12 protein-coding genes are annotated in these 13,173 nt (G+C 57.4%); 6 read left to right on the top strand and 6 right to left on the bottom strand.

Translation table 11 applies throughout. The features are described 5' to 3' along the window. Nucleotides 1–80: 80 nt before the first annotated feature. Genes hofQ through pilM form a run of 5 tightly spaced genes read right to left on the bottom strand, consistent with a single transcriptional unit; the run spans nt 81 to nt 3,351 of the window. The gene (gene hofQ / locus AA74_RS0100855) at nt 81–1,319 is read right to left on the bottom strand and encodes a DNA uptake porin HofQ (RefSeq protein WP_025910313.1); all 1,239 of its coding nucleotides are present in this window, start codon (nt 1,317–1,319) and stop codon (nt 81–83) included. Beyond that, a complete protein-coding gene (locus AA74_RS0100850; RefSeq protein ID WP_371258210.1) occupies nt 1,231–1,599 on the bottom strand; it encodes a HofP DNA utilization family protein in 369 nt (122 codons plus the stop codon). The genes hofQ and AA74_RS0100850 overlap by 89 nt, the downstream gene beginning before the upstream one ends. Nucleotides 1,600–1,624: 25 nt before the next feature. Next, on the bottom strand, nt 1,625–2,080 hold the full coding sequence (locus AA74_RS0100845) for a hypothetical protein (protein ID WP_025910309.1): 456 nt from the start codon (nt 2,078–2,080) through the stop codon (nt 1,625–1,627). 3 nt (nt 2,081–2,083) lie between these two features. Beyond that, nucleotides 2,084–2,578 carry a PilN domain-containing protein gene (locus AA74_RS0100840; protein ID WP_025910307.1) on the bottom strand — a complete coding sequence of 165 codons (495 nt, stop codon included), beginning with the start codon at nt 2,576–2,578 and terminating at the stop codon, nt 2,084–2,086. Further along, nucleotides 2,575–3,351: a pilus assembly protein PilM gene (gene pilM, locus AA74_RS0100835; RefSeq protein ID WP_025910305.1), complete on the bottom strand. Its 777-nt coding sequence runs from the start codon at nt 3,349–3,351 to the stop codon at nt 2,575–2,577. Before pilM ends, AA74_RS0100840 begins: the two co-directional genes overlap by 4 nt. A 120-nt stretch (nt 3,352–3,471) precedes the next feature. Between pilM and mrcA the strand changes: the two genes are divergently transcribed. After that, on the top strand, nt 3,472–6,024 hold the full coding sequence (mrcA, locus tag AA74_RS0100830; protein ID WP_025910304.1) for a peptidoglycan glycosyltransferase/peptidoglycan DD-transpeptidase MrcA: 2,553 nt from the start codon (nt 3,472–3,474) through the stop codon (nt 6,022–6,024). Between the two features lie 80 nt (nt 6,025–6,104). Here the strand turns inward: mrcA and nudE are convergent, their stop codons facing one another. Further along, entirely contained in the window at nt 6,105–6,665 is a 561-nt protein-coding gene (gene nudE / locus AA74_RS0100825) for an ADP compounds hydrolase NudE (RefSeq protein ID WP_008503041.1), read from the bottom strand. Nucleotides 6,666–6,989: 324 nt separating this feature from the next. On the opposite strand from nudE, the gene AA74_RS0100815 reads away from it, so the two are divergent. The 5 genes from AA74_RS0100815 to pckA all read left to right on the top strand — a co-directional run bounded on the left by AA74_RS0100815 (nt 6,990) and on the right by pckA (nt 13,150). Next, entirely contained in the window at nt 6,990–9,125 is a 2,136-nt protein-coding gene (locus AA74_RS0100815) for an intracellular growth attenuator family protein (RefSeq protein ID WP_008503042.1), read from the top strand. 67 nt (nt 9,126–9,192) lie between these two features. Then, nucleotides 9,193–9,876, top strand: coding sequence for a GMP/IMP nucleotidase (yrfG, locus tag AA74_RS0100810; RefSeq protein WP_008503043.1), 684 nt, complete (start codon nt 9,193–9,195; stop codon nt 9,874–9,876). After that, nucleotides 9,873–10,274, top strand: a complete 402-nt coding sequence (gene hslR / locus AA74_RS0100805) for a ribosome-associated heat shock protein Hsp15 (protein ID WP_025910302.1) — start codon at nt 9,873–9,875, stop codon at nt 10,272–10,274. The genes yrfG and hslR overlap by 4 nt, the downstream gene beginning before the upstream one ends. 18 nt (nt 10,275–10,292) lie before the next feature. After that, a complete protein-coding gene (gene hslO / locus AA74_RS0100800; RefSeq protein ID WP_161958630.1) occupies nt 10,293–11,177 on the top strand; it encodes an Hsp33 family molecular chaperone HslO in 885 nt (294 codons plus the stop codon). Between the two features lie 353 nt (nt 11,178–11,530). Then, nucleotides 11,531–13,150: a phosphoenolpyruvate carboxykinase (ATP) gene (gene pckA, locus AA74_RS0100795; protein WP_021242192.1), complete on the top strand. Its 1,620-nt coding sequence runs from the start codon at nt 11,531–11,533 to the stop codon at nt 13,148–13,150. Nucleotides 13,151–13,173 lie beyond the last annotated feature (23 nt).

Here is a 13,173-nt window from a genome sequence, read left to right as displayed (position 1 = left end):
CTCCTTGTATGCTAATTCATGCCCCACGTCAAACATCTGCAACAAACTGAATGCAAAATCATTGCGGGGATCGTTACCCGTTAGCGAATACCGACCAGACGTGGTGTAATAAACACCACTAATTCACGCCGTTCGTTGTCTTTCCCGTCATGACGAAAAAGCGATCCAATCCAGGGGATGCTTCCCAGACCGGGTACGCTGTCACTGCCGGTTTTGTTCTTCTGGGAAAAAATTCCGCCCAACGCCAGCGTTTCTCCACTTTTTACCTCCACCTGGGTTTCTATCTCCTGCTTGTCGATAGCCAGCGTTTCGCCATCGGCCTGCTGCAGAACCTGTCCCGGCATATTTTCGCTGATGTGTAGTTTCAGGCGCACGCGTCCCCCCGGCAATACTACCGGTGTGACCTCCATTCCGAGTACCGCCTCTTTAAACTCAACGGAGGTGGCGCCGCTTTCCCCGCTTGAGACCTGATACGGAATTTCGCTGCCCTGCTTGATACTGGCCGGTTGCCCGTGCGAGGCCAGCAGCCGCGGGCTGGCGATGATATCGACCTGCTGTTTTTGCTCCAGCGCTGAAAGTTCCAGATCAAGCAACCTGCCGTTAATCCGACCGATATTAAACCTCACGTGGCTGGTGGCGCTGGCAACGGAAAGATCGCTGCCCAGCGTCGTGAGCTGTCCCACCTTGCCCGCGTCGGTAGCGTCGGCGAGATTCCACTTCACCCCCAGCTCGCGCAGGCTTTTTTCGTTGATGGTCACAATATGCGCCGCCAGTTCGACCTGCTCGACGGGAATATCCATCTCGGCGGCCCAGCGCTGCAGCGTATCCACCGCAGCCTGGTTATCCCGAATCAGCAGACGGTTAGTACGTTTGTCGACGGATAAACTCCCCTTTGGGCTCAGGAGTTTTTCCGCGGCTTTTTGCAGCTCCCCGGCATCCGCATAAGAAAAGGGAATGCCCTGAGTGACCAGCGGGGCATCAAGCTGTCGACGCGCCTGTTCCTGTTCTGAACGCTCCCGCTGCTCACGCTGCCAGGCCGCGGTATGCACATAAAAAATACCGCCCTCCTCGCGCAAGACGAGTCCGGCGCTGGAGACGATCGTCCGTAACGCCTGCCTCCAGGGAACGCGCGTCAGGTTAAGCGAAAGCGTACCGCTGACATCAGGCGATACCACCAGATTACGGTTCTCCTGTGCGACCAGGGCCTGTAACACCTGGACCACAGGCACGTCATCCACCACCAGCGTGACCGGTTTTGGCGCGGCGGCCCACAGCGGTTGGCTGAACGCCAGCAGCCACAGCATTATCCGTAAATTCATTTTTGTCCGTTCCTTCTCGTTGCCACGTCCATTTTCCCGGGTCACAGGTGTCACCCACATCAACCGCCAGCTCCGCTGCATTGACGGCGGTTATCCTCCAGCCTGACGGGAAGCGCTCATGCGTTTTCAGCCGGTACCAGCGCTTTTCCCCATCCTGTAAAATGCCGATAGTCTCCTGCCCTTCCACCATGCCGCGAAAGCGCCACTGCGCCAGCTCGCCAATGGCGCAAGGATCGTCCGGAGGACGAAACGGATCGCGCATACCGGTCAATAGCAGCACTGAGCAAACCAGCAAACATCGCGCGCTATTTCGCATGTTCCAGCTCCAGCTGCAGGCGTAACGCCCTACCTTGTGGCGCAATTGCGAAAGCGGCGATCTCCACATCCTGCTGTGCCAGCCGGGAAAAAAGTTCCGGAATGGCCTGCCACTCCGCATCCAGCGCCAGCTCCCCTCCATTCTGCAGCGGCTTCCAGTGAACCAGCGTCGTCTCATCGCCCTGAAAATTGAGCGGGGAGAACGGCGCCAGCTCCCGAGCCTTCGCAGAGTCCGGACGAAACGGCCCCTTTCTGACAACAGGCCATAACGATGCGTTAGTGCTTACATCCTCAATCAGCTGGCGTTGTTGTTCAGCACACTGCCTGTCTACCGGTCTGAGCAACGCCCCCCACGCGACCAGTCCTGCCAGGAGACTCCCCAGGCACCAGCAGAGTAGCCGATGCCAGGGACGGCTTTCGCACCAGCGTTCTAACAAGGTATTCACGCGTTACCCCTCGCTTTTGAGATGAAGCGTAAACATCCAGTGCCCCCGGCTATCCTGCCGAAGCTCGCCCGGCGTCCCGGGCGTAAAGCCCGCTATTTGGCCAAGCGCATCGCGCAGAGCAGAGAGGGCCGGCAGGGTGATGGCATAACCGGTCAAAATCAACGCAGGCGGCTGATAGCGCAGCTCTGTCAGCCAGACCTGTGAAGGAATGGCGCGGGAAAGGGAGGCCAGCACCGGTTGCCATGCGCGTCGTTGCCTGGTTTGCGCGGGTAGCTGCGCCTGTGCGGCCAGTTTTTGCCGGGCGACAAGCGCGTGCTGCACGGACTGCATTCCCGTCAGATCCGTTTGCAGCGCGCGCAGTTTCACGAACTGGTTCATCCGCAGACAAACAATGACTACGAACATCAACAGTACTGTGCCGATACACATTGCGCCCCAGAAGCGCAGGCATCGCGCGCGCCGCTGCTGTCGCCAGGGCAGAAAATTCAGGATGCTCATCCGGGCACCTCGCTCATGGCCAACGCCAGCGCGACGGTATAATCAGCCCCGCATTCCGGCAGCGGAGCATGGCAGCGTTCCAGGATTTCCCACGGATCACGTTGGCAATCAAACAGCGCGATGTCATCCGGACCAAGCGCCAGCAGCGCCGCCAGCTCGGCCACGTTTTCTGCTTCGGTAGTTAAGCGGCGTCCCCACTGGTGGCGCATCGCCCAGAGCCACTGCCGATCGTCCCGCCAGGCGACGCACTTCGCTGGCGCCACTGCGGGAAGAAGATTCGTCAGCGCGCTGGCATCCGGGGTAATGGTCACCAGCCGCAAACGCAGCGTTTTCGCCAGCGCCAGAAGGGTATCGACCTCGTTGTTTTGTGCGGCCGTCACGTGAAAGGTATTGCTGAAGGTATCCTGGGCGTAGTCGAAACAGAGGGTATCGGCAGACATCTCCAGTTCGCGGGCGAGCGCGCTACCCAGCCATGAGAGCTGCTCGCTGTCGCGCAGCGCAACGGTCGGGCGAGGAAGCGACCGCTGCAGAGTGCGTGCTGCCGGGAAAGAGAGGAACACCCGATGGGCGTGCGGCAGCGTTTTTCGCCAGTCGCGCAACGCATCGACCAGCTGTTCTGGCTGGCAAATTTTGCCGTCACGAATGATGCCTTCGCCCAGCGGGATTGCCCACCAGCGCCGCAGACGCCAGCCGGACTTATCCCGGTCCAGCGCCACGATCAGCACCCTATCCTGTTGAATATGAACGCCCGTTTGCCATGTTTTGAAGGCCATGCTTCACGATCTCCTTATCGCCCGTCGCCCTGACGGCTATATCAATGAATCAGGCTTGCCTTTATACTACCGCGCGATTGTTTAGAAACTGCCCAAGTGAAACCAAATGGGAAATCTCCGGTGAAGTTCGTAAAGTATTTATTCATCCTTGCAGTCTGTTGCATTCTGCTGGGAGCAGGCTCGATTTACGGTTTGTACAAATATATTGAGCCACAGCTACCTGATGTCGCCACGCTTCGCGATGTGCGTCTCCAGATCCCGATGCAGGTCTATAGCGCCGATGGCGAGCTCATGGCGCAGTATGGCGAGAAGCGTCGTATCCCGCTGACCTTAAACCAAATTCCACCCGTGATGGTGAAAGCCTTTATCGCCACGGAGGACAGCCGTTTTTACGAGCACCACGGTGTCGATCCGGTGGGGATTTTCCGTGCCGCGAGCATTGCGTTGTTCTCTGGTCACGCCTCTCAGGGGGCGAGTACCATTACGCAGCAGCTGGCGCGTAACTTCTTCCTCAGCCCTGAAAAGACGCTGACCCGTAAGATCAAAGAGGTGTTCCTGGCGATCCGTATTGAGCAGCTGCTGAGCAAAGATGAGATCCTTGAGCTGTACCTCAATAAAATCTACCTGGGCTACCGTGCCTATGGCGTGGGGGCGGCTGCGCAGGTGTACTTCGGTAAGCCTGTGGAGCAACTCACCTTAAGCGAAATGGCCACCATCGCCGGTCTGCCAAAAGCGCCGTCCACCTTTAACCCGCTCTACTCGCTCGATCGCGCCACCGCGCGTCGTAACGTCGTCCTGTCACGTATGCTGAGCGAAGGCTATATCAGCCAGAGCGAGTACGACCAGGCGCGCAACGACGTCATTGACGCTAACTACCACGCCCCGGAGATCGCCTTCTCTGCACCTTACCTGACCGAAATGGTTCGCCAGGAGATGGTGAACCGTTATGGCGACAAGGCCTATGAAGATGGCTATCGCGTGTACACCACCGTCACCCGTAAAGTGCAGCAGGCGGCGCAGGACGCGGTGCGCAACAACGTGATGGACTACGATATGCGTCACGGCTATCGCGGCCCGTCAAACGTGCTCTGGAAGGTGGGCGAAAGCGCGTGGGACAGCAAAAAAATCATCAGTACGCTGAGAGCACTGCCTACCTACGGGCCGCTCCTTCCTGCCGTGGTGACGCAGGCCGATCCTCAGGAAGCCGTTGCAACGCTCGCGGACGGTACGTCCGTCTCCCTGCGCATGGACGGTATCCGTTGGGCGCGTCCGTACCGCTCGGATACCCTGCAGGGCGCCACGCCGCGTAAAGTGACCGATGCGGTACAGACCGGGCAGCAAATCTGGGTGCGCAAGGTTGGCGAATCCTGGTGGCTGGCGCAGGTGCCGGACGTCAACTCGGCCCTGGTTTCTATCAATCCGCAGAACGGTGCTGTACTGGCCCTGGTCGGCGGGTTCGATTTCAACCAGAGTAAATTTAACCGCGCCACCCAGGCGCTGCGTCAGGTCGGTTCCAATATCAAACCGTTCCTCTACACGGCCGCGATGGATAAGGGGCTGACTCTCGCCAGCATCCTCAACGACGTGCCGATCTCCCGCTGGGATGCGGGGGCGGGTTCCGACTGGCAGCCGAAAAACTCCCCTGCGGAATATGCCGGCCCGATTCGTCTTCGTCAGGGTCTGGGACAGTCGAAAAACGTGGTGATGGTGCGTGCCATGCGCGCCATGGGCGTCGACTATGCCGCAGAGTATCTGCAGCGCTTCGGTTTCCCGGCGCAGAACATCGTTCGCACCGAGTCGCTGGCGTTAGGCTCAGCCTCCTTTACGCCGCTTCAGGTCGCGCGTGGATACTCGGTGATGGCCAACGGCGGCTTCCTGATTGACCCGTACTTCATCAGCAAGATCGAGAACGATCAGGGCGGCGTGCTGTTCGAGGCGAAGCCGAAAATTGCCTGCTCTGACTGCGATATTCCGGTCATTTATGGCAATACGCCGAAATCTGAAGTACTTGAAAACAAGGACATGGAAGACCCTGCCGTGTCGCAGGAGCAGCAGAGCGGCGTGGTGCCGCAGCCGCAGCTCGAGCAGGCGAACCAGGCGCTGGTGGCGCAGACCGGCGCGCAGGAATACGCCCCGCATGTGATCAACACGCCGCTGTCTTTCCTGATCAAAAGCGCGCTTAACACCAACATCTTCGGTGAGCCAGGCTGGCAGGGTACCGGCTGGCGCGCAGGACGCGATCTGCAGCGCCATGATATCGGCGGTAAAACGGGGACAACCAACAGCTCGAAAGACGCGTGGTTCTCCGGTTACGGTCCGGGCGTGGTGACCTCGGTCTGGATCGGCTTCGACGATCACCGCCGCGATTTAGGGCGTACCACGGCCTCCGGCGCGATTAAAGATCAGATTTCCGGCTATGAAGGCGGCGCGAAGAGCGCGCAGCCAGCCTGGGACGCCTACATGAAGGCCGTTCTTGAAGGCGTGCCGGAGCAGCCGCTGACGCCACCGCCTGGCGTGGTGACGGTCAATATCGACCGCAGCACGGGCCAGCTCGCCAACGGCGGTAATAGTCGCGAGGAGTATTTCATCGAGGGCACACAGCCAACCACACAGGCGGTGCATGAGGTGGGTACAGAGATTATCGATAACGGCGAAACGCACGAGCTGTTCTAAATGTAAAAATGCCCGGTAAAAACCGGGCAACACAGCGTAGGCCGGGTCAGGCGAAGCCGCCACCCGGCTTTTTTTATGGCCTACAGTCGCCCCTGCCCTTTCAACCACTCCCGTACCAGGAACAGCGCACTCACGTTGCGAGCCTCATTAAAGTCAGGGTCTTCCAGGAGGTCCATCAGGTGCGCCAGCGGCCAGCGAACCTGCGGCAGCGGCTCCGGCTCATCCCCTTCCAGCGATTCAGGATAGAGATCTTCCGCCACCACGATATTCATTTTGCTGGAAAAATAGGACGGCGCCATGCTCAGTTTTTTCAGGAATGAAAGCTCATTCGCCCCGAACCCCACCTCTTCTTTCAGCTCGCGGTTTGCCGCTTCAAAGACGGTTTCGCCCGGGTCGATCAGCCCTTTCGAGAACCCAAGCTCGTAAGATTCCGTTCCCACAGCGTATTCGCGGATCAAAATCAGATGATCGTCGACAATCGGCACAATCATCACCGCTTCGCGCGACGAGGGGCGCATACGTTCATAAACGCGACGCACACCGTTGCTGAACTCCAGATCCACACTTTCGACATTAAACAGGCGCGATTTGGCGACTGTTTCAACATTCAGAATGGTGGGTTTTTGTAGTGGTTTGCTCATCGTGATGGGTCTTAGCAGTGAGAACTGGCGTTATTGTGCGATACGCCGCACGGTTTCGGCAATGTCAATCGTTCTTTATTTACATTTATGCAACGTAGCAGGGATCAATCCTCAATTCAAAACAAATGTCAAGAGGTTGAAATGTTTCCAGGAATTTGCTGATATCGCGCCATAACAGGCTTTGCTATCATCACCGGTCACTGGGATGCGCTTCAGAATGCTCAAGTTCGACTCCATACTTGCCGATAGCCAGCCACAGACTCTCATTCAATGTAAAGGTGCTACTGACTACACCTGTAAGAAGATAAGTAAGATGGGGAAAGCATGAGCACCATTTTGATTGTTCTCGCTGCTATGCTGGCCGGCGCATTGGTTGCAGGGTGGTTGTACAGGCGCCGCATACAGCGCCGTTATCGCCTGCCTTTTTTAACTGCATTTGCGGGCGCGACCACGCGTAAACTCACGCAAGACGAGCGCGATGCGGTTGAAAACTATCTCGAAATCCTGAACCGTACTCAGCTCACGCCTGGGCCAACGGGTGCCACCGCAGCGCCCGTGGCGTTAAAGCTTAATGCGCAGAGTGATACCGTGCTCTGCGTGACGCGATCCATCACGCGCTACGGCATCACGACTGATGACCCCAACAAGTGGCGCTATTACCTTGATTCCGTCGAAGTGCATCTCCCTCCGTCCTGGGAGCAATACATTAATGACGAAAACAGCGTTGAGCTGATTCACACCGATTCATTGCCTCTGGTTATCTCGCTTAACGGCCACACGCTGAATGAATATCTTCAGGAAGCCCCGCGTTTTGCGCTGGAGCGCGCCAGTTCGACGCAGGCTTCTATTCGTGGCGAAGAGACAGAGCAGATTGAACTGCTGAACATTCGTCAGGAGACGCATGAAGAGTACGCCCTGAGCCGCCCGGACGGCATTCGTGAAGCCCTGCTGATCGTCGCCGCCTTCCTGCTCTTTTTTTTCTGCCTGCTGACGCCGGATGTGTTTGTCCCCTGGCTGGCGGGCGGTGCGGTGCTGCTGCTGGCGGGCGGGCTTTGGGGGCTCTTTGCTCCGCCGGCCAAAACCTCGTTGCGCGAGATCCACTGCCTGCGCGGGACGCCAAAGCGCTGGGGTCTGTTCGGTGAAAACGATCAGGAACACCTCAACAATATCTCGCTCGGGATTATTGACCTGATTTACCCGCGCCACTGGCAACCGTGGATCGCGCAGGATTTAGGCCAGAAAACCGATATTGATATCTACCTTGACCGACACGTTGTGCGTCAGGGACGCTTCTTATCCCTGCATGATGAAGTGAAAAATTTCCCGCTTCAGCACTGGCTTCGCAGCACGGTCATTGCCGGGGGCGCGGCGCTGGTCTTAGTCATGCTGCTGCTTTTCGTGCCGCTGGATATGCCCATCAAATTCACTCTGTCGTGGATCAAAGGGGCGCAAACCATTGAAGCGACCAGCGTCAACAAGCTGGATGAAGCCGGTGTACGCGTGGGAGACACGCTGCGCCTGAAGGGAACCGGGATGTGTAATATTCACACGCCGGGTGCATGGAACACGCGTCAGAACTCGCCGTTCATGCCTTTCGATTGCTCGCAAATTATCTGGAACGACGCACCGCCGCTGCCGCTGCCGGAATCAGAAGTGGTGAATAAAGCCACGGCGCTTACCCAGACGGTTAACCGCCAGCTGCACCCGAAACCGGACGATGATTCGCGCGTCAGCCCTGCGCTGCGTTCGGCCATTCAAAAATCAGGCATGGTTCTGCTGGATGATTTTGGTGACATCGTTCTGAAAACGCAGGATCTCTGTTCTTCGCAGGATGAGTGCATACGTCTTAAAAATGCCCTGGTCAACCTGGGGAACAGTAAAGACTGGGACTCGCTGGTAAAGCGCGCCGAAGCGGGACGACTGGATGGCGTCAACGTGCTGCTGCGTCCGGTGAGCGCTGAATCGCTGGATAACCTGGTCGCCACCTCCACATCACCGTTTATGATGCGCGAAACCACCCGGGCGGCTCAGGCGCTGAACAGCCCGGCACCGGGCGGCTTTGTGATTGCAAGCGATGAAGGCAGCGACCTGGTCGATCAGCCTTACCCGCAGGTGGCGCTTTATGACTACCCGGCGCAGGAGCAGTGGAGCCAGTTCCAGCGCCTGGCGCAGATGCTGATGCAAACGCCGTTCAGCGCAGAAGGGATTGTCACGAGTGTTTATACCGACGCCAACGGCACTCGCCATATCGGCCTGCACCGGATGCCGGATAGCGCAGGTTTATGGCGCTACATCGGCACCTCTCTGCTGATGACCGCGATGCTGATCGCCATTTTCTGGAACGGCTTTATGGCCCTGCGACGCTACCAGCGCTCGCGCACCCGGCTTGCAGAGATCCAGCAATATTATGAAAATTGCCTCAATCCTAAGCTGATCCCCTCCTCTGAGAGCCTGATCTGATAACGTCGTTGCGCGACAAGATGTGCTACCCTGTCGCGCACGATTCTTCTGGCTGGAGTTCCCCCCTATGCATCTTGATATCGACTGGCAGCAGGTCGACACCGTTCTGCTGGATATGGACGGCACGCTGCTCGATCTCGCCTTTGATAACTATTTCTGGCAAACGCTGGTGCCGGAAACCTATGGCGAGCAGCAGGGAATCTCTCCGGCAGAAGCGCAGGCATTCATTCGTTCGCAATATAGCGCCGTGCAACATACGCTAAACTGGTACTGTCTGGACTACTGGAGCGAGCGCCTCGGTCTGGATATTTGTGCCATGACCACCGCCCAGGGTCCACGCGCCGTGCTGCGCGAGGATACGGTTCCGTTCCTGGATGCGCTGAAAGCAAGCGGCAAACGCCGTATTTTGCTGACCAATGCGCATCCCCATAACCTGGCCGTGAAGCTGGAGCATACGGGTCTGGCATCACACCTTGATTTATTACTTTCCACCCACACATTTGGTTATCCGAAAGAGGATCAGCGGTTGTGGCATGCGGTGAAGGAAGAGACGGGCTTGCAGCCGGAACGTACGCTGTTCATTGACGACAGCGAGCCCATTCTGGATTCCGCGGCAAGGTTTGGCATTCGCTATTGTCTGGGCGTCACCAATCCTGACTCTGGCCTGGCTGAAAAAAGCTATCTGCGCCACCCGGGACTGAACGACTACCGCCAGATGATCCCCTCACTGACCGTGAAGGAGAGGCCATGAAAGATAAACCCTCTGACGGGGTAAGACTGGATAAATGGCTGTGGGCGGCGCGTTTTTATAAAACGCGCGCCCTTGCCCGCGAGATGATTGACGGCGGAAAGGTGCATTACAACGGCCAGCGCAGCAAACCAAGCAAGCTGGTTGAGCTGAATGCCACCTTAACGCTGCGTCAGGGCAACGATGAACGTACGGTAGTGATTAAAGCCATTACCGAACAACGACGGCCCGCCCCGGAAGCCGTCCTGCTTTATGAAGAGACGGCGGAAAGCATTGAAAAGCGCGAGAAGACCGCGCTGGCGCGCAAAATGAATGCGCTGACCATGCCCCACCCGGACCGGCGACCGGATAAAAAAGAGCGCCGCGATCTGATGAAATTTAAACACGGTGAGAGCGAGTAACCCTCACCCGCACGAGAGATGAAAATGGCCCAACACGACCAATTACACCGCTATCTGTTTGAACAATTCGCCGTGCGCGGCGAGCTGGTCACCGTATCCGAAACCTGGAAACAGATTCTGGAAAACCACAACTACCCGCTGCCGGTGAAGACCCTGTTGGGCGAACTGCTGGTTGCCACCAGCCTGCTGACCGCAACGCTGAAGTTTGCCGGCGATATCACCGTGCAGCTGCAGGGTGACGGCCCAATGTCGCTGGCGGTAATCAACGGCAATAACCAGCAGCAGATGCGCGGCGTGGCGCGCGTTCAGGGCGACGTGCCTGAAAATGCTGACCTCAAAACGCTGGTAGGTAATGGCTACCTGGTGATCACCATCTCCCCGGAGGAAGGTGAACGCTATCAGGGCGTGGTCGGTCTGGAAGGCGATACTCTCGCAGCCTGCCTGGAAGATTACTTCATGCGTTCTGAACAGCTGCCGACGCGTCTCTTCATCCGCACCGGTGAAGTGGACGGTCAGCCTGCTGCTGGCGGCATGCTGCTGCAGGTTCTGCCTGCGCAGGACGCGCAGACCAATGATTTCGAGCACCTGGCGACGCTGACCGAAACCATCAAGGCGGAAGAGCTGTTCAACCTGTCGGCGACCGACGTGCTGTGGCGTCTGTACCACGAAGAAGAAGTGACCGTCTACGACCCGCAGTCCGTGGAGTTTAAGTGCACCTGCTCCCGCGAGCGCTGCGCTGGCGCACTGAAAACCCTGCCGGATGAAGAGATCGACAGCATCATGGCGGAAGACGGCGAAATTGATATGCACTGTGACTACTGCGGTACGCACTATGTGTTCAATTCGATGGATATCGCTGAGATCCGCAACAACGCCTCCCCGGCGGATCCGCAGGTTCACTAAACTTCTTTCCCCTCACCCTCTTCCGTTTGGGAAGAGGGCTGGGTTGAGGGGTAAAAAACACCCCCCAAGCTGAATCGTTTTCCCAATGTAACTCTTACGTAATTTTCTTACGTGTATGCGATTACATTCACATTCTTTCCGATAAAATCACCAGCCTTTAACCTTTTCGGAACATTTTCCCCAACAAAAAAGCGATTCCTGCGATAATCCGCCTGCGCTGTGACTGGAGTCGCAGCGTTTTCCGTTAGTAAGGGTTTTGTCCAGATGCGTGAATCTATGAGCCCCGTCGCGGTAAACAACCTCAGAAAAACCCTACAATTTCAGGCAGTACATATTGGCTAAGGAGCAGTGATATGCGTGTTACTGGTTTAACCCCGCAAGATCTCAAGGCTTATGGTATTCACGACGTCCAGGAAGTCGTCTACAACCCCGACTACGATACGCTGTATCAGGAAGAGCTCAATCCAGCACTGGAAGGATACGAGCGCGGTGTGTTGACGAACCTTGGTGCTATCGCCGTCGATACCGGTATTTTTACCGGTCGTTCGCCGAAAGATAAGTATATCGTCCGAGACGAAACCACCCGCGATACGCTGTGGTGGGCTGACAAGGGCAAAGGGAAGAACGACAACAAACCGCTCTCTCCGGAAACCTGGCAGCACCTGAAAGGGCTCGTCACCCATCAACTTTCCGGCAAGCGTTTGTTTATTGTCGACGCTTTCTGCGGCGCTAACGCCGACACCCGTCTCTCCGTACGTTTTATCACCGAAGTGGCCTGGCAGGCGCATTTCGTGAAAAACATGTTTATTCGTCCAACCGACGAAGAGCTGCAGGACTTCACCCCTGATTTCATCGTGATGAACGGCGCGAAATGCACCAACCCACAGTGGAAAGAGCAAGGTCTGAACTCCGAAAACTTTGTTGCCTTCAACCTGACCGAGCGTATCCAGCTGATCGGCGGTACCTGGTACGGCGGCGAAATGAAGAAAGGGATGTTCTCGGTCATGAACTACCTGCTGCCGCTGCGGGGCATCGCCTCCATGCACTGCTCGGCTAACGTCGGTGAAAAAGGCGACGTGGCGGTCTTCTTCGGCCTGTCCGGCACCGGGAAAACCACCCTGTCTACCGATCCAAAACGTCGTCTGATTGGTGATGACGAACACGGCTGGGATGACGACGGCGTATTCAACTTTGAAGGCGGCTGCTACGCGAAGACCATTCGCCTGTCTGAAGAGGCCGAGCCGGATATCTTCCACGCGATCCGTCGCGATGCGCTGCTGGAAAACGTCACCGTGCGTGCCGACGGCTCCATCGACTTCGACGATGCGTCGAAAACGGAAAACACCCGCGTCTCTTACCCCATCTACCACATCGACAATATCGTGAAGCCGGTGTCAAAAGCGGGTCATGCCACGAAGGTTATTTTCCTGACGGCGGATGCGTTTGGCGTGCTGCCGCCGGTGTCTCGCCTGACGGCCAGCCAGACGCAGTACCACTTCCTCTCCGGTTTCACCGCCAAGCTGGCGGGTACCGAGCGCGGCGTGACGGAGCCAACCCCAACCTTCTCCGCCTGTTTCGGCGCAGCCTTCCTGTCGCTGCACCCGACGCAGTACGCTGAAGTGCTGGTGAAACGCATGCAGGCATCCGGCGCGCAGGCATACCTGGTGAACACCGGCTGGAACGGTACCGGCAAACGTATTTCCATCAAAGATACCCGCGCCATTATCGACGCTATTCTGGATGGTTCTCTGGACGACGCCGAAACCTTCACGCTGCCGATGTTTGACCTGGCGATCCCAACGTCGCTGCCGGGTGTGGATACGCATATCCTCGACCCGCGCAATACGTACGGTTCGCCTGAACAGTGGCGCGAGAAAGCGGAATCGCTGGCGAAGCTGTTTATCGAGAACTTCGAGAAGTATACCGATACCCCGGCGGGTGCTGCGCTGGTGAGCGCGGGTCCAAAACTGTAGTCCATGTCGGGTGGCGGCTTCGC

The sequence above is a fragment of the Enterobacter sp. 5-4 genome, assembly GCF_000612205.1.
In the GTDB taxonomy this organism is placed as follows: domain Bacteria; phylum Pseudomonadota; class Gammaproteobacteria; order Enterobacterales; family Enterobacteriaceae; genus Enterobacter; species Enterobacter roggenkampii.
The sequence above is the reverse complement of the archived record's forward strand: the minus strand, read 5'-3'. Positions and strand labels throughout refer to the sequence as shown.